Genomic DNA, 24170 nt, shown 5'->3' on the forward strand with positions numbered 1-24170 from the left:
GTTGCTTGGTAACAGCGGGCGGTTTTTGACTTTAACTATATTTCTTCTATTAATTTGCCCTGCCAATTGGCTGATCCTTTTTAGCTGGTCAGAACCTTCGAACTGAAATCAAGGGGATAGTTACTGTATTGAAGTCAAAATCGGGCGCAGGGTAATTGGCTTTAAGGGCGCAGTTTTCTTGATGCTAAGTAATTAAGTAAATCTTTGGGCCTGTCTGTTTGTATAATATTAGCGCCATGCTGTGCCAGCCAACCCCATGTTTCATCGGGTTTGTTTTCTTCAACAGCTTTATCGTCATCATGCCCGCCATTTTGTTCGGGCCATAAAGCATTGAACCAGATCGGGTAGCTTTTCTTTAAGGCAGGTACTTTGCCCAGGATAGTATCTGTGTCATTGCTAAAAATGATCTGTATAATGGTTTTAGGGTGGTTTTTATAGGAGTTGATGATATTTTCCGAATTTGGATCTTTAGGGTTTACGATTACCTGTAAGGTCAAGTCTTCCGGGATGTTTTGATGGTGTGCTTTCACACTGTCCAAAGGCAGTCCATAGATATTAAAAATAGCCTGATCAAACATTTTAGCTGAGTCAAGTTTTTCAATGATCTCATCATAATAATCATAGCCCTTGTCTATATCTATAATGATCTTTCCCTTAGCGGTTTCGAGCATTTCATTAAATGTAGGGATAGTATGTATAGTGGGGTGCCCAGTGCCGCTTTTTAATTTGAATTTCCTGATCTCTGCCAAGGTATAATCTTCAGGTTTTCCTTTTCCGTTAGTACTGCGGTCGATGGTTTTATCATGCATAATGATCAGCTGCCCATCCTTTGTTTTACCCAGGTCAAATTCGGTAATATCAACGCCCATAGAAATACAATTCTGTAGAGCTTGTACAGAGTTTTCGGGCGAATTTCTCCAGTCGCAGCGATGCGCGGTAACTAAAACAGATTTTGAATTTTTATTATTAAGCTGATGAATAGCCCATTGATAATGCTGTTCAATATTGCTGTTGCCTTTTAACTGGCAAAACCCCGCGAGCGGCATCAGTCCGCAGAATATATACAGCAGATTTTTAATAGTACTCATAGTAAGTTTTTAAGTATCAGATGTCGTGACCGACATCTGATATAGGTTAACGGATAGTTTTAATAGCCGGGATTTTGTGTGTATCCTGCCAGGTCTTTTTCTGTTTGGGGGATTGGATAGTATAAAAGATATGTACGCCCGTTTAAGGTCGTCAACAAATCTGTGCGGCCTGTTCTTTTGATATCATACCACCAATGCCCCTCAGCAAAAAACTCACGGCGTAATTCATTCAGGATCAGGTCCTGGTATTGTGAGGTTGTTAATGCTGCAACTGAGGCTGCGCTGGGTGCAGCTTTATACCGGTTGTTAAGGTAAGAAGTAAGTGTAACTGCGCCTGCTGATACACCCTGTGCTTCAGCTTTGATCAGGTACATTTCCGCCAATCGTGATATGATGATTGGGGTAGCGATAGGGTTGGAGGATACAGCCAGCTGCTGCCCGGCTTTGCCATTCGGAAATTTAATGATCCGGGTAGGATCAGATGAAAATACCGCAGCTTTTCTTTTGTCTCCCGTTTTAATTAATGGTGTAACCGCATCACTATATAAATTTTTATAAGTAAAGGTACTGGGCGAGTATGGCCAGGTTGCCTTGGTATCGTTCACCTGGCTCAAAAAAGAATGTGTATTGGCTGTGCTGTTGTTAGCCAGCGCAAATATGATCTCTTTGCTTGCTGAGCCGGCAGTAAACATGGTAGAATAAGAGATGGAGTCTGTTGATAAGGCAAATTTACTGCTGCTGTAATTGATGAGAGAATCAGCATAAGTTATGGCATTGGCATTATCGCCTGTAGCGAGGTAAACCCTTGCCATTAACGCTTTCACCGCCTGTTCGGATACATAAAGATTATTGCTGAAAGTTCCTATGAGTGACCGGGCAGCTACCAGGTCGCTTTTTATCTGTGCCCAAACCTGTGCCTCGGTTGAACGTTGAACGGCATCGGTTGTGCTTTTCAAAAGGATAGGTACACCGCCATACCTGGCTGCCAAATTATAGTAGATAAGTGCCCTGAAGTACAATGCCTCGCCTTTATAAGATAGCTGTGCTGTGGTAGCAGTTGTACCTAAATTATCAACATTCTGGATTAAAATATTGGCGGTGTTAATCCCTTTATAGGCCCCCCGCCAGTAACTGGTTATATCAGCATCAGAGGCGTTCATACTTACCGGGTCAACTACATTATATCCGGGGCCGCCTGTCAGGTTTTCGCCTCTTTTATCAAAATCGAACCAAAAATTGAACAGCACATCCTCCATAGTTGCATACATGCCAGTCCTTAGCTGTGGTATATCATTTACACTCAGTGAACTTACGGGTATAGCATTCTGTGGCGCCAGGTCTAACTGCTTTGAGCAACCGCATAGCATCAAACTGATACACGATAGCATCATAAATCTTTTTAAGTTTTTCATCATCTTATATTTATGCATGATTAAAATTTTAAATTAAATCCAAAAAGGATGGTTCTCAGAGACGATTGTAAGCCAAAATCAACGCCGTAATTAGGGTCTCCGGGGTTGGTGACATAGGATTGTTCAGGATCGTAGCCGTCATATTTAGTAAACGTATACAGGTTATCGACCGAAGCGAAGATCCTGAGTGCGTTGATATGGTATCGCTTTAAAACGGCAGGAGTGAGGTCGTAGCCCAGGGTTAATGTTTTTAACCGCAGGTATGATCCGTTTTCTAAAAAGTGAGTAGAGGGTTCTTCATTGTAACCATTGGTGTAACCCGTAAACACGCCGCCCCTTACTGCTCTCGGCATAAAATTACTCGTGCCCGGGCCTGTCCAATAATGAGTTGCAGCATATGCGTCTACGTTATAAAACTGTTCCGTTTTGCTGCCATCATTTAATGTCGCGGTTGAAAAAGCGTTACCTAACGACTCAATTCCCTCAGGGCTGCCGCCTTTATAAGATGCATATACCTTGGCTCCTACAGAATATTGCGCAAATAAGCTCAGGTCAAAACCTTTATAGCTCAGGTTAGTGGTAAAGCCACCGTAATAATCCGGGGTTGCTTTTCCTGCATATTGCCTGTCGGCAGCGGTGATATCCCCATCTCTGTTTGCATCATCATATTTCATATCCCCGGCCCTTATACCCTTAGCGTATAATTTGGCCGGTACCTCACTGTCCTGCTGGTAAATACCGGTTTGCTTTAATAAATAAAAAGCGCTGATAGATTGGCCGTTGATCAGGGCATGAATCCCTGTTCCACCTCCTAATAAATTGCTGCCCGTAGCTGGGATTATGTATTGACTGCTGCCATCATATAACGAAAGCAGTTTGTTTTTAACAAAGGTGATATTGGCTGATGCATCCCATTTAAATTCGCCGGTAAGTATTTTGGCGTTTAAGGCAAGCTCTATACCCTTGTTGTTTAATGCCCCGATATTGGCAGCTACCGAAGTAAAGCCGGTTGTGGCATAAACCGGTTTATTATATAGCAGGTTAGTTGTTTTCTGATAGAAAAAATCTGTTGTAAACCCGATACGCCCGTTCCACAATTCGGCATCAAGCCCAATATCAAACTGAGCGGCTTTTTCCCATGTAAGGTTCTGGGCATTTTGTGTAATGACCAGACCGCCCTGGTTATTGTATGAATTACCACCCGAAACTAACGACTGATTGGCGTAGTTACCAATGCCTGCCAAACTCCCCGTTACACCATAACTTGTTCTTAATTTAAGCTGTGAAAGTGTGTTGGCCACGGAGGTTTCTTTCATAAAAGATTCATTCATTACCTGCCAGCCCAAAGAAACCGAAGGAAATGTGCCGTATCTTTTATTTGACGAAAATCGTGAAGAACCATCGGAACGTAAACTCGTGTTCAGAATATAACGGTTATCATAATCCAGTGTCAATCGCCCAAAATAGCTTTCTAAAGCGTATGAATCATAACCGATCACATCCGGGTAAATATTGGTGCCCGCGTTAACAGCATTCAGGTTTGTTGACGGATAGGCGGCGTTCGCATAATTGCTGCTGTATACGCCCAATTGATCATTGGTGTACTTTTCAAAGGAATGCCCTGCCAGTACGTTATAGTCTAATTTGCCTGCGTTGTTTTTATAGCTCAGCACGTTATCCAGCACAAAGCGGTAGGCAATGTTCCTGTCCTGCAAAATGGCGCCGTTACCTGCTGTTACATTCCTGGCCACCATTTTATCGGTTAACTTTTTATTGTTATTGAATAATGAACCATACGCGCTGACAGAGGGTGTAAAGGTTAACCCTTTGATTGGGGTAAAATCCAGGCTGATCCTTCCTATTCCTTCAGTAGTATTCGTTTTCCAGATCTCTTCATTGATGAGCATTACAGGGTTATGACGGATAATACCGTTTACCCCATTTACAGCGTCACTGCCATCTGCATTATATGGGCCATACCAGGGCTGTTCTTCCCTTGCTGTATATAATACTTTAAGTCCGGAGTTTCCCTCTTCCAATAACCGCTGACTGGTATAGGAGCCGGACAAATTAGTATGTAAAGTGAAATACCTGCTAATGGTATGGTTTAGGTTTAAACGGTAATTGTATTGATTGTAATTACTGTTTTTCAAAATGCCCTGCTGGCCAAAATAACCAAAGGAGGTAAAGATGTTGGTGTTCTTATTTCCGCCAGAGATATCAATAGCCGCAGCATTATTAACAGCCGATTCGCGGGAAATTAGTTTTACCCAGTTGGTTTCCTGGATTACCGGGGGGACATATAAGGTAAGGCTGGTGCCTTTTTGGGCATTGTAGTTTTTAACCGCATCCTGCATTACAGCGGTGTATTGGGCTGCATTAGCCATGGGGATATCATTATAAATTCTGCCGGTGCCGGTATGCGCGCTTACGTTTAGCTGTGTTTTACCCTCCTTACCCGATTTGGTGGTTATAATGACCACACCGCTGTTTGCCCTTGATCCATATATGGCCGATGCCGCGGCATCTTTCAGTACATCCATTGATTCTATGTCATCGGGGTTGAGGTTAGGCGTAGTTTCAAAAGGGACCCCGTCAATAACATATAATGGCGAGCTGGCCCCGCTTATAGAACCTGTGCCGCGTACCAGAACAATAGGTTTAGTACCAGGGATACCTGACGGGGTAAGTACATTTACACCTGCGGCCCTTCCCTGTAAAAACTTGATGGGATCGTTGGTAGCGCCTTTATCCAGTTTATCAGGCTTTACCGAGATTATGGAAGAAGTTACATCCTGTTTTTTCTGACTGCCATAACCCACAACTACAACCTGGTTAAGCGCAGACACACCTGTAGATAACTTAACATCAATATGTGATTGTGTGCCAACGAGTATTTCTTTTGTAGTATAACCTATATATGAAAAAACAAGGATGGCGTTATCACTGATCACGTTTATGTTGTATCTGCCTTGGACATCAGTTGAGGTAGCCTGATCGGTACCTTTGATGCTGATATTTACACCAACAAGCGTTTCGCCGGTAGCAGCATCGGTAACAGTGCCGGTAACGGTGCCCGAACTTTTTGCTGACGTTGCCTTTTTTGTTTTGATCAGCACATAAATACCTGAATATTCAATATTAACCGGATAAGGCCTGAATAAAGCTGATAATGCATTGCTCAACGGTTCCTTTTTGATATTCAAAGAAACATACTTTGATAAGGGCAGTATATTATCCCCATACACAAATTTACACTGGCTTTTATCCTCAATTTGCGAAAGTGCATTTTGTAAAGTAACGTGGTGTAATTTTAAGGTGATAATTTGATCGGCTATGGATTGTGCCTTGATAGGTTCGGCATAGCTTAGTGTACCAAGGATAACAATTGTTATGGTTATCAGCGTACTGTGTTTCATGATCTTCAATATTTTTTTTGGTGCATTTATAGAAAGGCACAAAAGATTATTCATAATTTTGATTTGTTTTTAAGTGAAACCTTAAAGCATTAAAGCTCCCTGTTAAGTTCCCTTGGCACTTAATTGAATGTTTAGCGACATCGTGTGGGGAGAAGATTGTAAAAGCCGGAGATGTTGGAAGCATCTTCGGCTTTTTTGTTTTTTAGCGTTTTTGTATCATCATATTTTAGGGGTTTGATGGTTAATAATTTGGATAGTTGTATTTGTTGTTTACCTGATGAGGTAAGTTGTTCCTTCGTGATTGTATCTTGCACCAACGTAAGTACATAAAACGCCTATCACGGTTTCCAATGATTCGTTTTTATCAAAGCGGGCATTTAATATTGCGCCGGCTACCCGGTTATTCTGAATAATGATATTGGTGTTGTACCTGCGGGTCAGCGTTCGGGTAATTTCATTGAATGGCTGATCCCTGAACACCAGTTGCCCGTTTGTCCAGACTTTCAAAGCTGATGCATCGGCTATAGTTTCTTTTAACAACTGGCCGTCTTTGTCGCTGTAATCCGCTTTTTGATTAGGGGTAAGCAGTACAGATAACCTGCCGGCCATAACGCCTACCTTACCGGTTATTACGGCCACGGTAATTTTAGGTTCATTGGCATAAGCTTTAACATTGAAGCTGGTTCCTAAAACCTGGGTTTTCACCTTTCCCGTATATATTAAAAAGGGCTTTTGAGGATCATGTACAACATCGAAATAGGCTTCTCCCACTAAAGTAACTTTCCTGTTTTCGGATGTAAACCGGCTGGGAAAACTGATCTTGCTTGCTGCATTTAAAGAAACCTTTGAACCATCGGGTAGGATCAGTGTTTTGAGTTGGCCGGCCGGGGCATAAACGGTAATAAATTGCTCTGATTGTTTATGGTTATAACTGTTCCAGCCCCAAATGCCAATAGCACTAACCAGTAGCAGCATAGCAGCTACCTTCAGCAATCTTGTTACTTGAGACTGTTTTTTTCGTTTCTTTTCACGGAGTATGCGGTTTTTTATATGAGAGCGCATAGTTTCCTTTAGCAAGTTTTCCTGCTCATTACTTTTAAATTCATAATCAGGGTGGTCAACACCCTGATCATCAATCCAGCGGTTTAGTATTTGTATTTCTTTCTCATTACATAAACCCGCTTTATATTTTGTAATGAGCTGCTGAGCTTGTCTTTTGTTCACTATGCCTGGCTTTATATATACCTTATCGGCTATGAGGCATAGTGGTACTATAATAAACTTAAATTTATTTTGAGGAGAATGGCTTTGTGCAATACCGAGTTGCAAATAAGGCTATTCGCACGATTAAAAAGAAGGATCGGGGAATTACTTAAGCAGGTAACAAAGTACTGCAATTGTAAGATAATCAGTAAAATTTAGCCTCAAGCGTTTCAGTGCTGTTGAAAGCTGGTTTTTAACTGTTTGTTCCGAAATATTGAGATCTTCGGAGATCTGCCTGGTTGAATGTCCCTGAATGCGGCTTAATTCAAAGATTTCCTTCATTTTATTTGGCAGGTTTTTTATGGACAGGCTTAGCAAGCTGTTGATCTCACTCAGATGAACCTTTTGCTCTGTATTGTTATCCGTAGGAGGAACTAGATAGGTCACAGTCAAAGCATGCCGTTTCCTCACCTCTGAGGCATGATAATGATCGATCAGTTTAAACCTAAGTATCGAGAAAAGATAAGCAGATAACGAAGTAGCGGGCTCAAGAGTGTCTTTTTTGTTCCAAAGCGAAATGAAAACCTCCTGTACCATGTCTTTGGCCAGCTCTTCCGATTGTAACCGATTATAAGCATATTTAAAAAGCGGCTTCCAGTAAACATCATAAATATGATCGAAAGCCGTTTCGCTGCTATGCTGTAATTGTTCAATCAATTGCTGTTCGTCTTGATAAGCCAGATTCATGTTGCATTATAATCACACAAAAATAGTTACAATCCTGAGGGTTATCATTAAGTTAATATTAAATTAAATCTTAAAATTGACATAGCGGTTTCTCTATAATGGTCTGCGCAGTGTCATACAAAATTAGCTCCGGAACGGTAATCTACGGCGGTATGTCAAGAAGTTTGTTTGCTCCCGTTTAACATGATAAAGGTTAGCAGGTGCGGCATGGGAAGCCCGCTCTTGCGTCAAATGGTACATTAGTCTTGTATTAGCGGCCATGTTTAGTGCCATTTTATTTTCCAGAACTTATTGTAATTACCCGATATAGCGATAACGCCGCCAATTTCCTCAAATCATCTATAAAATGGTTCGAAAAGCACTCATTTGGGCGCACTAAGTAGTAAGTTCTAAACCTCAAAACCCCTTAAATCAGCGATTTAAGAGGTATTTTCATTAATTATCCCCTTGCCAACCCTTTGTAAAGCCAAGGTTCTCGTTACCTATCCGACTACCTGTTTTTTGTTTTTAACTTAGGTAACACAAGCTGATACAATGAATTGAAATACAGTTTATTACAGCTTTAAAAATTGGTTTTAGAGCCAATTTTTATTGTTTTTGTGTTACCTGATGAGTTACCTAAAAACAGGATGAAGTAACAACATTTAAAACTTAAAAATTAGATTTTATGCAAACATCACAGTCGTTCGGTATTCATTTTACCACCCGTCCTGACAAAGCGAAAAACGGAAAAGAACCTATTTATGCCTGCGTGACCGTAAACCGTCAACGCGCTTACATTGCTTTAAAGCAAAATGTTGATCCCAAAAATTGGGATGGCGGCAAGGGTGGCGCCAAAGGGAATAAAGAGGAGGTAAAATCCATTAACAATTATTTAGAGAAAGTGAGACTAGTCATTGGCAATAGCTATAAAGAACTTCAAATCAAAAGAAAAATGTTATCGGCTAAAGCAGTTAAAGACTTCTACCTCGGAGAGGAAGCGCAAGTATACTCTCTAAGCCACCTTGTAACGTACCATAACGAAACTTCTACCGAGGATCTAAAGTGGAGTACTCTTAAACATTATTATGTCACCCAGCGCTATTTGGTCAAGTTTCTGGAAACTCAATTTAATGCAACGGATATTTATCTGCATCAATTAGATTATAAGTTTGTAAAAGACTTCGAGGTGTTTCTACGCACCCATAAAATGGCTTGTTGAAAATGGGTCAATCAGCCATTCGCAAATGTCTCCACCACCTCGTACATGCCCGGCTCAAAACTGGCAATTTCCATGGCTTGCTTTAAAAATGGTGCCTCCGGATTATTTCGCATTTCGTTGTAATGGGTAATACTTTTCCATTGTGCATACATCCATTCACTGTGCAATGGACAAATTATGCGATACATGCGTTTAGCCATGAACTGTAAAGGGAAACTTCTTTTTTGGCGAGCACCTGATGGTAATTGGCGGTCGCGTTTAACAACAGAGGGCGGCCACCGATCAAACGCTCCCTTACTTCGGCAATACTTAAAGAATTACCACTTTCATCCTTGATATATGCGTTCGCCTGTGGGTCTGTATAGAATAACCACTGATAAAATTTAGATAATTTGATTGATACAATCACCTTTTTAGTTTGGAAGCCCGTTGAGGCGTATTGGGCATTTCGGAAACCTAATGGATTGCGAAATTATTTTTGAAATGTTTAGCTTTATAATAGGATCAAATTGCAGAAGCCCTTGTAGAATATTTACCTTTTGGGCTGGCAATGGTCTGAAAGATCAACCTGAAAATTATGTCCGATAAAAACGAGCTTGACTGGAAAGAATATGAAGCCATTACACAATACATTTATGAGGTTCTAGGTGCGCAGGATGGCGTCAAGGTCAAGGGTTATGCCCGGCCTTTGGTTTCAAGCCAAAACTTTTTTATCATTCATTTTTTCTAATGCGTAATATGGGTTTAATGTAAGTTGATCGGAGCTTTTTTGGTCGCTGCTATTTGCTGCTATTGGAATTTATTCAATAATCAAGTTTCAATAATCATTTTAAAGCACACATAATTTGAAGTTTATGTAAAATGATTGTTATAATTGTTTTAAATTGTACTTAGTTTCAATTTTTAAAAAGTAGGTAGCATTTAGCTCAATTATGTCTCAAAGTATTGTAAGTATTAATGAAGATAACACTGCAATATGGCTTGCCTTTAAAGAGGGCAGCTGGGAAGCCTACACACAATTATATAACATACATTTTAAAGCGCTTAACAATTACGGTTACAAGTTTACCCGCGATGTAAATATTATTGAAGATGCCGTACATGATCTGTTTATTAAATTATGGACAAACAGGGCAACGTTGGGTAATCCTACTTCGGTAAAAAATTATCTCTATAAATCATTACGCGGTGTTATTTTCAGAAAAATGCAGGTGCAATCGCGCTTTGTTGACCTGGAATGCGAAACAGATTATAATTTTTCTTTTGAAATTTCATTCGATCACCAGATAATAGCCAACGAAGAAGAGCGGGAACTACAATTAAAGATCAAAACCGTTGTTAAAACCTTACCTGCCCGGCAACAGGAAATTATCTATTTACGCTTTTATGAGGGCCTGGGATATGAAGAAATTGCCGATATTATGGAAATTAACATCAATTCGGCTTACAAACTCCTGTATAAAGCCTTTAACAACCTGCAAGGCGCGCTAAAAACATCCAAATTGGCTGTAATTATAGGCCTTTACTCATGTTTGGGTGCTTATGTTTATAAAAATTAAAGTTTTTTTGTTTTTGGAGGGATAATTTAGGGGTATCCGTGTATATAAGGTTTAAATAAGAAACTTATATACATGGATATTGCAAATTACAGTACTTATACCCTGCAGAATTTTTTAGATGATGATGATTTTCTACGGTTTGTAATTAGCCCCTCCCAAAAAGATGTCAATTTTTGGCAATCGGTAACCGCTGTTTATCCAACCCAAAAGGAAAATATCGAAGAAGCTTCAAAAATTATACTTGCTTACCGCAAGCAGGATGTTTTTACCAACGAAGCTAACCAACAAAAGGTTTGGGATCGTATTGAAGCTACGCTGCAAAAACAAGGTGCTGCAAAACAAACGGTGTTTCAGCTTAACCGCTTCCTGCGTGTTGCCGCTTCCATCTTATTGGTATCATCAATTGGTATTGCTTATTGGATGGTACAATACAATTCAAAAACAGAAATATCTACCGCCTTTGGCGAACTGCGCACCGTTACCCTGCCAGATAATTCTGTTGTTGTACTGAACGGAAACTCAAAACTAAGTTATTCTGGCAACTGGGATAAAAACTCAAGGGAGGTTTGGATTAGCGGCGAAGGCTTTTTTAAAGTTAATCACCTTAATAAAGATCCCCGCCATATTAAAACTACCGAAAGGTTCATAGTGCATTGTAATGATGTAAATATTGAAGTGTTAGGTACATCATTTAATGTGCGCAATCGTCATAATAAAACCAACGTTGGCCTGGTAACCGGCAAAATCAGGCTGGAATACCTGGATCAAAAATCAAATAACAACCGTGCTATTATAATGAAGCCGGGCGACTATGTTGAATACGCTCAAAAACACGTAGTTGCGCAAACAAAACTTGCCGTTCCCGCAAAATTAACCGAATGGACAAACCACGAGTTATTGTTCAATAACTCCACCCTCGCTCAAATTGCCGAAGTAATGGCCGATGACTATGGCTACCATGTTGATTTTGCTAATCCCCAACTTGCTAATCTGAAAATTGAGGGCGAAATAAGCGTATCAAACATTGGTGAGTTGATAGAAACCATTACTACCACACTGCCGGTAAAAATCACTCAAACAGACAAAAACATAACTATAACTTCAATTAACCCCTAAACAATTCATTTATGCGAAAACTTGACCTATCAACTTTTTTAAAATGTTGCTGTTTCTTGTTGGTGCTGCTTGGCCAGTCGGTTTACGGCTTTGCCCAAATGGCACTTACCAGTAATAACAGGTTTCATTCAAAAGCACCCAGCTATGCCGTACAACAGGCTGCCGAAACAAAAGTGCTTTTGAAAGATGCGCTCGAAAACCTTAAAAAGCAATTTAATGTTCAAATTGCCTACCAGGAAGGTTTGCTGGATAATAAATTTATACCGGTAAGCTTGTCAAATAATACAAAACTGTTTAGTCTTGATGAAAACCTTAAGCAGTTGTTATCAACTTTTCAGCTTGAATACCGTAAGATAAATGATAACCAGATTTCTATTTTCTCGGCAAAAGATGAAGCCAGTGTTGCCGAGCCTGTCGCTATAGCTGTTATCACCGGTAAAGTAACGGATGCTACCAATAACGAAATCATAATAGGCGCATCAGTATATTTAAAAGCCGAACCTAAAATTGGCACATCAACAGATGTATCTGGTAATTTTAAATTGGTCGTGCCCGATAAATATGCAGGCAAGGCCGTTACCCTTGTAGTTGCCTATATAGGTTATAATAAGGAAGAAGTTACGGTTGCCGATTTTACTGCTCCCATTCAAATTAAATTAAAGCAAAATAACAGTACTCTTAACGAGGTTGTAGTAACCGCGCTGGGTATCAGTAAGCAAAAGAAATCCCTGGGTTATTCAGTAACCGAAGTAAAGGGAACCGAGTTTACCCAGGCGCGTGAAAATAACGTGGCCAATGCCTTAACCGGTAAAGTTGCCGGCGTAAATGCAGCAGGTTTATCAACCGGGCCGGGTGGTTCAAGTCGTATAGTGATTAGGGGTAATGGTGGTTTGGCCGGCGATAACCAGCCTTTATATGTTGTTAACGGTATGCCCATTGATAACAGTGTGCCAGGCGGGGCGCCAACAGTTAATGGTATTACCAATAACGTTGACCGTGGCGATGGTATAGCTGCTCTAAACCCCGATGATATTGAATCTATCAGTGTATTAAAAGGCGGTACAGCAGCCGCGCTTTACGGTTCCCGTGCAGCAAATGGCGTAATTTTAATCACTACCAAAAAAGGCAGGGCGCAAAAAGGTGTAGGTGTTGAGTTTAATTCCACCGCCACCTATGATAATGTTGCTGTTTTTCCGGATTACCAATATGAATATGGCCAGGGTGATGGTGGTGTAAAACCAACTACCTTAGCTGCCGCACAAGCCAGTGGTCGCCGGTCATGGGGTTCTAAAATTGATGGATCGACAGATTATGTTGCCGTAGATGGTAAAACACATCCGTACGTTGCCCAGAAAAATAACCTTAAAAATTTCTACCAAACCGGAACTACCTACACCAATAGCCTTGCATTTTTAGGGGGGAACGACGGTATCACCTACCGTTTTTCGGCTGCTGATCTGAACAGTAAGGGTATTTTGCCTGGGACTACTTATGATCGTAAAACTTTTAACCTGGCTTTAACCAGCAAGTTAAACGATAAAATATCTATAGAAGCTTTAGCGCAGTACAATATTGAAACCGGCCACAACCGCACCGGCGCGGGCGATGCATTAGGTAATCCTAACTGGACCCCGCTTGAAATAGCCAACACAGCCGATGTACGCTGGTTAAAACCTGGTTACGATGCCAGCGGTAACGAACAGGTTTGGAACGATGCATCTATCGCGTCAAATGGATATTTTGTAATTAACAAGTATAAAGAGGATGATGTTAAAGACCGTTTTATAGGTCAGGGCTCGGTTTCATACACCCCGATAAAAGACCTTGTTTTTAAAGCCACTTTAAGTCGCGACTTTTTCAACTACAACTACTCCAATGTATTACCTACCGGCACATTGTATGTACCCAATGGGCAATACCAATCTATCAACTCTAATGTATCTGAGACAAATGAGTTGGTAACGGCATCTTACAAAACAAAAATTGTAAGTGATTTTAACGTGGGTATATTGGGCGGCGTAAACAGTCGTAAAAACATCACCAATCAGCAAACCTTAAACGGCGCGCAGTTTGTAATCCCTTATTTTTATAGCTCAACCAATTTGGCCACCTCGTCAACAACACCCTACAATGCTAAAATTGTAACTAACTCGGTGTTTGGTTCGGCCGATTTTGACTACAAAAGTTTAGTGTTTTTATCGTTCACTGGTCGCAAAGATTGGTTTTCAACGCTTAGCCCTAAAAACAACAGCATATTTTATCCAAGTGTAGGCGGTAGTTTTATTTTGTCAGACGCGGTTAAGCTTCCACAGTTTTTTACCCTGGCTAAATTAAGGGCTTCATGGGCACAAGTTGGTGGTGGTGCTCCAGATCCGTATGCTATCAACCTTACTTACAGTAATGTGCCAAGCGCGGGGCAGCCATTGCAAAATGTAACCAGTAACAACATTACCAACAGCGGCCTTAAACCTTACACCTCAACCACAACTGAGGCTGGTTTTGAGTTACAAATGCTTCAAAATCGTTTAGGGTTAGACGTTACGTTGTATGACCGTAAAACCACCAACGATATTGTGAACACGGCCATATCGTCAACATCGGGCTACAACAACGTTATACTTAACGTAGGCGAGGTAAGCAATAAAGGTATTGAGGTATTATTAAATGGCGCGCCTGTAAAATCGCACGATTTTAACTGGAACGTTAGCTACAACGTGGCTTATAATGATAACAAGGTTGTAAAGCTTGCACCGGGCTTATCTACTATTCAGATAGCGAATTCTGTAGGCAACTGGGGTATTTTAAATAATACCGAGGGTATGCCGTTTGGTACCATATACGGTACACACATGGTTAAAAATACTGCTGGAGTAACTGTATTTAATGCGACTACAGGTTTACCGGTACAGTCGGCTTATGGGCCGCTTGGTAAAAGTGTCGCACCGCTTACCATGGGTTTAACCAACGAATTCAGGTACAAACGCATTTCACTAAGCTTCCTGTTAGATGGCAAATTTGGTAACAAGGTGTTCTCGGTAATGGAGGTATACGCAACCCGTTTAGGTTTAATGAAATCAACCCTGCCCGGCCGCGAAAATGGGTTAGTGCTTAATGGTGTTGACCAAACAGGCGCGCCATATACCCGCACCGTACCTGTAAGTGGTTTACGTTCATACTACGACAATTATAAAACCTATTCAGACTTGTTTTTACATGATGGTAGCTTTGTTAAGCTTCGCCAGGTTATATTATCGTATAACTTGCCTTCACTTAATTTGAAGGCGGTGCATATACAGTCGGCCAGCATTTCTTTGGTGTCCCGTAACTTGTGGACTATCTACAAAAAGACAAAGAACTTCGATCCTGAAGAAAGCTTTACCAACAGTAATACACAGGGGTTTGAATCCATTGGTTTGCCACGTACCCGTTCATTGGGTGTAAACCTGGCAGTTAAGTTCTAATATTTAAAGTTGATTACGATGAAAAGACACATAACTAAATATACCTATTGTTTGCTGGTAATGCTCGGCATTATCACAACGCAATCATGTACCAAAAATTTTGATACGCTAAATGTAAACCCCAACGCGTCGTCAAAAGCGGTACCGCAATACATTTTCACCAAGGCCGAGTATGATGGTACCACCCGCATGCTTGATTTGCTGGTGGGCACCATGCAATACACCACCAGTTTTAATGATGTTGCCGGTTTTGGCAGCAAATACGTTTTAAGCCAAAGCCAGCAATCGGCAGCAGCCTTCACTAATGCTTATCCAAACGAGATTAATGAATTGGTGGAGGTAATTAAAGCCGCCGGTACCGGTGCATCGCAGGTTAACCTGGTTGCCGAAGCCCGTATTTGGAAAGTATACTGCTTTAGCAGACTTACCGACTTGTATGGCGATGTCCCTTATTTTCAGGCTGCGCAGGGATATAATAGTGCGGTATATAAACCTGCTTACGATGCCCAGAAGGATATTTATGCCGATATGTTAAAGGAGCTTGACCAGGCAGCTACCAGCCTTGATGCATCCAAAGCTACTTATGGCGTTGCCGATTTAATCTATAGCGGTAATACCGATAAATGGAAAAAGTTTGCCTATTCGCTGATGTTAAGATGTGCTATGCGCATGACCAAGGTTGATGCGGCATCGGCACAAAGCTGGGCTACAAAAGCCATTGCCGGTGGCGTTATTTTAAACGATGCCGATATAGCTAAAGTACCTTATGTAGGCTCGGGCCAGGATATCAACAAAAATCCTTTGGCTAATGACTTATGGAACAACGATTATATAGCACAAAATGGTACTACTAACACGGAAGGCGGTAAATACCAGGATGTATTTATTGATTACCTTAAAACCAACAAAGATCCGCGTTTGGGTGTGGTATCCATTGTGTACAATGGGGGCGTGGCCGATACTACCGCTGCCATACAAAAGGGTATGTCATCGTCATTAAACGCTAAACCTGTCAATTTTGGATCACTGTCTGAACCTAATCCTAAAACCATATTGTTATTAAATTCGCCCCGTTTGGTATTTACAGCTGCCGAAAGCTACTTCCTGTTAGCCGAAGCTGCGGCAAGGGGGTGGTATAACGGCGCTACGGACGCTGCATTGTATCAAAACGGTATATCAGCATCAATGCGTCAGTGGGCTGTAATAGGCGGCAGCGCAGGCATCATTTCTGCAGATCAGATCAACACTTACATCAACAATCATCCATATAACTCGGCTGGTACGCTCGATCAAAAAATGGCACTTATTTATACCCAGTTTTGGGTAGGCATATTTCCTGATGCGCAAGAGGTTTTCGCTACTTATCGCCGTACCGGTTACCCGGCATTGGTACCTAATAATTATGTAGGTAACGCTACCGGCGGTAAAATATTCAGAAGGATGCTTTACCCAATAAGCGAACAGAATTTAAACGCCGCAGCTTATGCCGCGGCTATAGCACGCCAGGGTGCCGACGATTTTCTTACCCGCATGTGGTGGGATAAACAATAAACAGCTGTGTTTGATTAAATATAAATTAGTTTTCAGGAGGGGGTATTCCTCTCCTGATTTTTTTTGATGACTTTTATAATATGTACAAAAAATACTTTTGGGTGCTTTTGCTGTTTGTAACCGCTATTAAAGCATCGGCACAAAACGATTTGGTTAAAGATGATAACGCGAGCAATTATAACCTCAATAAACCCGAACGGGAGCTGTGGCTTAAAAACACCGGCTTAGGTTTGTTTATTCATTTCAGTATGGATGGGCAGTTAGGCGTAGTGATCAGCCATTCGTTGGTTGGTGCCAGCGATGATTATGTGAACCGGTATTTTAATGACCTGCCTAAAACTTTTGATCCCTCTAAATTCGATCCGCACCAGATAGCAGTTTTGGCCAAGCTGGCGGGTATGAAGTATATTGTATTTACTACCAAACACCATTCAGGCTTTTGTATGTGGGATACCAAAACTACCGACTTCAGTATTACCCACACGCCTTATAAAAAAGATTTGTTAAAAGAATTTGTAGATGCCACCCGTGAAGTAGGCTTGCAGGTGGGTTTTTATTTTTCACCCGAGGATTTTAATTTTCTGCGTGATCACCATATTCCGATCAGCCGCACTGATGTTAAGATGGATGCTGATACCCGTAAGGAATATGACAATTATACCCGGCAGCAGTGCGAAGAGTTGATGACTAATTATGGTAAAATAGGTGTGCTTTTTATAGATGGCGATCCCAAAGAAATTGTAAAGCAAATCTGCTGGAAACTACAACCCGATTTGCTGATTACCCGCGGAGCCATAAAAACCCCCGAGCAAATTATGCCCGGCGCTATGATTAATGAACCATGGCTATCTTGCATCACCATGGGCACGGCCTGGGGATATCAGCCAACTAATGAACGTTATAAAACCGGCAACCAATTGATTGGTTTATTGATAGAAGCCAGGGCAAAGGGTGGGTCGTTGCTGCTTAACGTTGGCCCTAAACCTAATGGCGAATTACCCATCGAGCAGGAAGAGCGGCTTCGCGAAATGTCGGCATGGTATTTTATTAACCGGGAGTGTATTGATGATGTGCGTAGCTGGGTAGTGAGTAAAGAAGGGGATACCTGGTTTACACAAAAAGGAGGGCATACGCTGTACGCTATTGTTACCGAGGCTAAAGATTGGAAAGAGGGTACCCGGAAAACCTTCGTTATCCGGTCGGCAATAAGCACTGCTAAAACGCAAATAAGTGTTTTGGGTCAAAATAGCGAGGTAATTGAATATAAGAATGACGACGTTAGCTGTAGATACAAACAAACTGATAAGGGCCTGGAAGTTTCTGTTGTAAAGGCCCAGCGTATTTATGATGATCACCGCTGGCCTAACCCGGTAGTAATTAAATTGGATAACGTTGACCCTGTTTTTAAAGAAGCTGTTTTGGTTGAAACCGGCGACACTTCTCCGGGTAAAAGTGGTGTAACGTTAAAAGGAAGGATTGTTAACTACAAAAACCTTAGCGTTAACAAAGCACGTTTTGACTACCGCACATACCAGGGCCAGGTTGAAACCCTTTACGCCGGCAAATGGACAGCTACCCAATGGATAAATATAAAACCCGACGGCAGCTTTGAGTTAACTATTCCTTTAAAAGGTAGCTATGAATACAAGGCTGTAGTTATGCAAACCAACGTGGAGATAGAGGGCGAAAATAAATTATTGAAGCAATAGAGTTTACCTTAATTATGCAGTTTCCTTTTACGCAGATAAGCTAAAAGTTCTTTAGTCCGGTCGGTTTGCATGATGCGGGCACCGTGGTTGATAATCCAATCCCAGCTATCTGTGGTATTGCCATCTTCAACAGCCATATCATCCTCATGGCCACCATAAAGGCTTGCCGACAACGAATTGATCCATATTTTGGAACCATGCGCCTGTATAAAACTGTTTTTAACCAATACAGGCGGGGTATTACTTTTAAAAATAAGTTCAAACGCTACAGGCTTAATTTGCTTTTGGTATTCATCAATCACTTGTTCGGCTTCTGGCTTGTCCAGGCTAACAACCGGCATAAACGTAAGGCTGTCCAATAGTTATGGGTAACGGTTCCTTACTTCAGGATAAGCAGCTTCGGCTTTGGAAAGGGCTTGGTTTAAGGTGTTTGTCTTTTTACAGATCTGGTCAGCTTCTTCATAACAGGGAAAGCTTTTTATCCAGGTTTACCAAAACTTTGCCTTTGGCAGTAGCAATAGCTTCAATTGCTCCAATAATTGGTTCGAATTATGCCCACTCTGGGACAAATTAAGTTAGGCTATTCCTTGTAAACATTCAATGCACTACTCCAGATTCACATCAATATCGTTTATCCATACAGCTTTCCGGTCGAGCATATGCTCAAAGTTTTCAATCATAAAATTGCTATCGTATTTTGTGTTTTGCTTACTTTATAATTTCCCGTTTACAATGATAGAGACAGGCTTATTAATATCCACCATATCCGGTGATATTAATATCGAAAATGATTGGGTAGCTGAAGTTTCTATGGTAAAACCGTTATTGTCATAAGTTGCTTTTATAGCACCCGATTTATGATTGTATTTAAAATGATTTAACAACGTATCCCTCGTTTCCAAAACGTTTTTAACCGTACAGAATTGTCAAATTTCATCTTTTTATCCTGGATTGAAGGAAATATGGATTTACATTTGGAAATCGATTTCAAAGCATTATTTTAGCTGATTAACCGCCGGGTACGGCCGTAACCTACACGTAGTTTTTCTTTCCGCTAACCAATGATGTTATGACCAGTTATTACAAATATTTGCCGGTTAACCAGGATGACGAAGCATGGGGCTTGACGGTACTTAACACGGGATTTACGCATATTCCCAAATCAACGGTATATCCAAGTAAAGGGCATCCGTCAGATTATTATTTTACCTGGAAAAACGGCCGGGTGTTACATGAGTACCAGATTATTTATATCACCCAGGGTGGCGGCACCTTTGAATCTGAACATTGCAAATTAACCCGGATTGAGGAGGGTACTATTATCCTCCTGTTTCCCAATGAGCGGCATAAGTATAAACCTCATTCAAATACCGGCTGGCATGAATACTGGATAGGCATAAAAGGCAATATTATGGAAAATTTTATACGAAATAAGTTTTTCAGTATTGAAAAACCGGTATTGAACGTCGGTTTGAAGGACGCCCTTTATAATTTGTTTACAGAAATAATCGATGCCACTCAAAGTGAAAAACCCGGATACCAGCCTCTAATATCCGGTGCATCTATTCATTTGCTGGGCATTATCCATGCCGAGCAGAAGAAAGCCTCCTTGCATGGCGAGAGTAATATTCATGTCATTATAGATAAGGCGCGTTTTTTAATGCGGGATCATATGAATCAGCACATTACTCCTGAGGAAATTGCTGATGAACTGAAGGTAGGGTATTCCTGGTTCAGAAAAACATTTAAGCAATATACCGGCATGGCGCCAAACCAGTACCTGATCCAACTAAAAATCCAACAGTCAAAAGAACTTTTATTGATACCCGAAAATTCCATTAAAAACGTAGCCTACCGTTTGAATTTTGAGTCGGTAACCTATTTTTCAAAATTATTTAAAATGAAAACGGGTGTAACCCCGGTTCATTATCGAAATATTGGGCTGAAGAAATTTGACTGAAATTTAGCAATTCCTGCGTAACTAAATTAATTGATGTGTTCATTGTCCACGCTGATGTAAGCGGGACAATGATTTCTGGTCATATAAATAAGGGCTAAAATTTATCATTTTGTATAAGCTTTTTATCAAAATAGACTTATGTAAGGGATGCTATTAGGGTAATTTAGTAGCTTATAAACCAAAGCAGCTACCTATATCCTGTTTACTTAAAATTGAAAGTCTTGATGAAAGGCGATGATCTTTTAAAATGGATATTACTGAAATGCCATTTAACTTGTACCATTGTCGTTAACCATTGAAATGCTTAAACAATATTTTATGATCAAAAGTCCAAAGAATTGTTTTAGCCTATTCTTGAATTGTGTTATCAGGGCGACTGGTTTATGGTACGTCGGAAATGACGGAAAGTGAAAGGTACGCCGGCATCATTATCTGTTTTGATTTAAAGTTATTTAAAATTTCATTTTGTATCCGGGATAATGTATTTAATACCTTCCAAAATAAGCTTATTGCTTTTTGCAATCATATCTTTATACTGTGTAACGGGAAAAGCAGCCATCGTGCCGGTTAACCTGGCATGTGAGTTGCGTAAAAACCCTTTAGGCATAGATGTATCTCATCCCGGTTTTAGCTACAGGCTTCGTACTACCGGGACCGCCGAACGTGGCATTGCACAATCTGCTTACCAGATAGTGGTTTCGGCGACCGCTGATTTTAAAGAGGGGACTTATCTCTGGGATTCCCGCCAGATTAGAAGCAACCGGATGGCTTACATAAGTTACGGTGGCAAGCCGTTGATTTCCGGCAGGCAGTATTTTTGGAAAGTTAGGGTTTGGGATCAAAACGGTAAAATATCGCCCTGGAGCAACACTGCATCCTGGACCATGGGTTTGCTCAAGACTACCGATTGGAAAGCGAAATGGATAAGTTTTGAAGGAGCCGAAAAATATGCCTTAAGTCCGGTTGGATATAAGTCTGCCAACTCGGCAAATGAAAATATAGCTAAATGGGTACAAGTTGATCTTGGAAAACCCCAATCTTTTTCGGAGGTTTTGCTATATCCTTTGTTTTATGCGGATAGGGGTGGCTACGCATTTCCCCGCAGGTTTCAGGTACAGGTTTCAAATGACCCCTTATTTAATAATTCAACAACAATTGCCGATTATACAGCCGCAGATTTTAAAGCAGATCGTTACGCCCCGGCACATGTTTACAAAGGGGAAACCTCCGCGCGATATATCAGGATTGCAGTAACCAAGCTTGCCAATACAGGTTCGGGCTATGCTTTCGCGTTAAGGCAAATAGAGGTCATCACATCCGGGAAAAATATTGCTGCCGGCAGGCCTGTTGAAGCGATGGATAGTGATCAAAATAACGGGTTCGCAAAAAACAACCTTACAGATAGGGTACAGAATTATAAAACTTTTCCTGACTACGCCTCAGTTTTATTCAGGAAAACCCTCAAGGTAAAAACAGGCCTGGTAAGGGCTGTTATATTTCTCAGCGGCCTTTCGGCCTATGAGGTTACTGTTAACGGTAAAAAGGTTGGAAACTACCTGTTTAGCCCGGGGTGGACTGATTATAAAAAAACGGTATTGTACGATACCTATGACATTACCGGCCAATTAAAGGTGGGCGACAATGCTTTGGGTATTATGCTGGGAAACGGGATGTATAACATTCAGCCGGATACACTGCGGTATGTGAAATTTTTAAACACTTTCGGCCCGGCAAAAGCTATAGCGCAATTGCGGTTAGAATATGCGGACAAAACCGTAGAAATCATTAACACCGATAAAACCTGGCAGGCAGCACCTGGACCGGTCACTTATTCCAACCTTTATGGTGGCGAAGATTATAACGCCAATCTTGAACCTGCGGGTTGGAATAAACCCGGCTTTAAAGTGAACAGCTTATGGCATGCGGCATTAGAAACACAAGGCCCGGGCGGTGGGCTAAAAGGCCTGTCATGTGCTGCCCCACCGGTTGCCGCTATAGATACCATGCAGGCAGTTAAAATAATACCCATAAGCAAAACGGTACTGATATATGATTTTGGCCAGAATGCCTCCATGATGCCCTTGTTACAGGTTAACGGACCCAAAGGTTCATCGGTAAGGATGATACCCTCGGAGTTATTGGGCAAAAATGGGCTGGTTGACAGAAGTTCCGCTACACAGGATGGTGTAAGGCCGGCCTGGTGGCAGTATACATTATCGGGCATTGGAGAGGAAAAATGGTTCCCTAAATTCTTTTACCAGGGAGCAAGATACCTGCAGGTTGAATTGTATCCATCGCCAGCTGGGGAGTTGCCTCAAATAAAGCAGTTGGCAGATGTGATTGTTCATTCCACATCAAAGCCTGTGGGGAGTTTTGCGTGTTCAAACCAGCTCTTTAATCAAATTTACGGCTTGGTACGTTGGGCACAGCGCAGCAATATGATGAGTTTAATGACCGATTGCCCGCAGCGTGAAAAAATGGGCTGGCTGGAAGAAAATCACCTGAACGGCCCGGCATTAAGATATAATTTTGATATGGCCTTGCTTTTCAGGAAAACCATGAATGACATGGCTGATGCTCAGCTTAGTAATGGGCTTATCCCTAATATCGCCCCCGAGTATTTTATAGCGGGATCTCCCGATTTAACAAACGGTTTCCGCAACTCGCCCGAATGGGGCAGCTCATTTATTATTGTGCCGTGGCAGCAATACCTTTTTTCGGGCGATATTTCCCTTTTAGGGCGTTACTACAGCCGCATGAAAAGTTACGTGGCATTTTTAGCAGGCGAAGCAAAGGACAATATTATCCATACAGGTTTGGGCGATTGGTATGACATCGGGCCTAAAGAACCATGGGGATCGCAGTTAACGCCGGTGTCATTTACCGGTACGGCCATTTATTACTACGATAATTGGATCATGTATAACATTGCTTTAACGCTGGGTAAACAGCAGGATGCCATCCGCTTTAAGCAGGCATTCGGACAAATAAAGGAAGCCTTTAATAAAACTTTTTATAATAAAGACAAAGGTATCTACGCAACGGGATCTCAAACCAGTAGCGCAATGCCATTGTTTTTTGATCTGGCCGAAGCCGGGAGTCGTGATCAGCTGTTAACAGCCCTTGTTGATGATATCCGCAAAAATCAAAATAGTTTCACTACAGGTGAGGTAGGTTACCGCTTTTTACTGCGCGCTTTGGCCGATGGCGGTCGGTCGGATGTTGTTTATGACATGAACAACCAGTCAGAACGGCCGGGATATGGTTACCAGCTTAAAATGGGGGCCACCAGTTTAACCGAAAAATGGGATGCGGGCGTTGGTAATTTCGGTTCACAAAATCATTTCATGTCGGGCCAAATCAACGAATGGTTTTTTACCGATCTTGTCGGGATCAGCCCGGATGCCGGTGGGCCTGGTTTTAAAGCGTTTACCATTAAACCCACCATATTGAAAGATTTAACCTGGGTAAAAGGTTCATACTCATCAATAAGCGGGGAAATACAATGTAAATGGGAAAAATCCGGCGGTAAAATAATGCTCGATATCTCCGTGCCGCCCAATACTGTGGCTACCGTTTATTTGCCGGCAAATAAACGGGGAAGTGTTATGGAGGGAAATCAACCGCTTTCGGATACCGGCCCGGTAAAATTTATTAAAGGCGAAAACGCACGAATGGTATACCAGGTAAAATCAGGAAACTATCATTTTACATGCCTTAATAATCAGAATTAAAATAAAATCG

Annotated in this window: 17 protein-coding genes; 9 read left to right on the forward strand and 8 right to left on the reverse strand. The window is 41.4% G+C overall.

Annotated features, from left to right (window positions below):
- Positions 1-161: 161 nt before the first annotated feature.
- The 5 genes from QWZ17_RS11040 to QWZ17_RS11060 all read right to left on the reverse strand — a co-directional run bounded on the left by QWZ17_RS11040 (position 162) and on the right by QWZ17_RS11060 (position 7869).
- Entirely contained in the window at positions 162-1088 is a 927-nt protein-coding gene (locus tag QWZ17_RS11040; protein ID WP_290305260.1) for a glycerophosphodiester phosphodiesterase family protein, read from the reverse strand.
- Between the two features lie 59 nt (positions 1089-1147).
- A complete protein-coding gene (locus QWZ17_RS11045) occupies positions 1148-2518 on the reverse strand; it encodes a RagB/SusD family nutrient uptake outer membrane protein (protein WP_290305261.1) in 1371 nt (456 codons plus the stop codon).
- 2 nt (positions 2519-2520) lie between these two features.
- Positions 2521-5919: a SusC/RagA family TonB-linked outer membrane protein gene (locus QWZ17_RS11050; RefSeq protein ID WP_290305262.1), complete on the reverse strand. Its 3399-nt coding sequence runs from the start codon at positions 5917-5919 to the stop codon at positions 2521-2523.
- A 270-nt stretch (positions 5920-6189) separates the two neighbouring features.
- Positions 6190-7143, reverse strand: a complete 954-nt coding sequence (locus tag QWZ17_RS11055; protein ID WP_290305263.1) for a FecR family protein — start codon at positions 7141-7143, stop codon at positions 6190-6192.
- A gap of 144 nt (positions 7144-7287) precedes the next feature.
- On the reverse strand, positions 7288-7869 hold the full coding sequence (locus QWZ17_RS11060) for an RNA polymerase sigma factor (RefSeq protein WP_290305264.1): 582 nt from the start codon (positions 7867-7869) through the stop codon (positions 7288-7290).
- A 667-nt stretch (positions 7870-8536) separates the two neighbouring features.
- Between QWZ17_RS11060 and QWZ17_RS11065 the strand changes: the two genes are divergently transcribed.
- Positions 8537-9070, forward strand: coding sequence for a phage integrase SAM-like domain-containing protein (locus QWZ17_RS11065; RefSeq protein ID WP_290305265.1), 534 nt, complete (start codon positions 8537-8539; stop codon positions 9068-9070).
- A gap of 11 nt (positions 9071-9081) precedes the next feature.
- Here the strand turns inward: QWZ17_RS11065 and QWZ17_RS11070 are convergent, their stop codons facing one another.
- Positions 9082-9258, reverse strand: a complete 177-nt coding sequence (locus tag QWZ17_RS11070) for a hypothetical protein (protein ID WP_290305266.1) — start codon at positions 9256-9258, stop codon at positions 9082-9084.
- A 389-nt stretch (positions 9259-9647) separates the two neighbouring features.
- Between QWZ17_RS11070 and QWZ17_RS11075 the strand changes: the two genes are divergently transcribed.
- From QWZ17_RS11075 to QWZ17_RS11100, 6 genes are all read left to right on the forward strand, one after another.
- Positions 9648-9800: a hypothetical protein gene (locus QWZ17_RS11075; RefSeq protein WP_290305267.1), complete on the forward strand. Its 153-nt coding sequence runs from the start codon at positions 9648-9650 to the stop codon at positions 9798-9800.
- Positions 9801-10002: 202 nt separating this feature from the next.
- A complete protein-coding gene (locus QWZ17_RS11080; RefSeq protein ID WP_290305268.1) occupies positions 10003-10629 on the forward strand; it encodes an RNA polymerase sigma factor in 627 nt (208 codons plus the stop codon).
- A 72-nt stretch (positions 10630-10701) separates the two neighbouring features.
- On the forward strand, positions 10702-11745 hold the full coding sequence (locus QWZ17_RS11085) for a FecR family protein (protein WP_290305269.1): 1044 nt from the start codon (positions 10702-10704) through the stop codon (positions 11743-11745).
- 11 nt (positions 11746-11756) lie between these two features.
- A complete protein-coding gene (locus QWZ17_RS11090; protein WP_290305270.1) occupies positions 11757-15206 on the forward strand; it encodes a SusC/RagA family TonB-linked outer membrane protein in 3450 nt (1149 codons plus the stop codon).
- An 18-nt stretch (positions 15207-15224) separates the two neighbouring features.
- A complete protein-coding gene (locus QWZ17_RS11095) occupies positions 15225-16757 on the forward strand; it encodes a SusD/RagB family nutrient-binding outer membrane lipoprotein (RefSeq protein ID WP_290305271.1) in 1533 nt (510 codons plus the stop codon).
- A gap of 80 nt (positions 16758-16837) precedes the next feature.
- Positions 16838-18466, forward strand: coding sequence for an alpha-L-fucosidase (locus tag QWZ17_RS11100; RefSeq protein WP_290305272.1), 1629 nt, complete (start codon positions 16838-16840; stop codon positions 18464-18466).
- Positions 18467-18474: 8 nt separating this feature from the next.
- On the opposite strand, the gene QWZ17_RS11105 is transcribed toward QWZ17_RS11100, so the two are convergent.
- Together QWZ17_RS11105 and QWZ17_RS11110 are read right to left on the reverse strand one after the other, a co-directional pair.
- A complete protein-coding gene (locus tag QWZ17_RS11105; RefSeq protein ID WP_290305273.1) occupies positions 18475-18825 on the reverse strand; it encodes a DUF4996 domain-containing protein in 351 nt (116 codons plus the stop codon).
- A gap of 354 nt (positions 18826-19179) precedes the next feature.
- The gene (locus QWZ17_RS11110) at positions 19180-19368 is read right to left on the reverse strand and encodes a hypothetical protein (protein WP_290305274.1); all 189 of its coding nucleotides are present in this window, start codon (positions 19366-19368) and stop codon (positions 19180-19182) included.
- 167 nt (positions 19369-19535) lie between these two features.
- Between QWZ17_RS11110 and QWZ17_RS11115 the strand changes: the two genes are divergently transcribed.
- Positions 19536-20426 carry a helix-turn-helix transcriptional regulator gene (locus tag QWZ17_RS11115; RefSeq protein ID WP_290305275.1) on the forward strand — a complete coding sequence of 297 codons (891 nt, stop codon included), beginning with the start codon at positions 19536-19538 and terminating at the stop codon, positions 20424-20426.
- A 479-nt stretch (positions 20427-20905) separates the two neighbouring features.
- Positions 20906-24160: a family 78 glycoside hydrolase catalytic domain gene (locus QWZ17_RS11120; protein ID WP_290305276.1), complete on the forward strand. Its 3255-nt coding sequence runs from the start codon at positions 20906-20908 to the stop codon at positions 24158-24160.
- Positions 24161-24170 lie beyond the last annotated feature (10 nt).

Origin of the sequence: Mucilaginibacter flavus (assembly GCF_030409315.1) — a bacterium.
Lineage (GTDB): Bacteria > Bacteroidota > Bacteroidia > Sphingobacteriales > Sphingobacteriaceae > Mucilaginibacter > Mucilaginibacter flavus.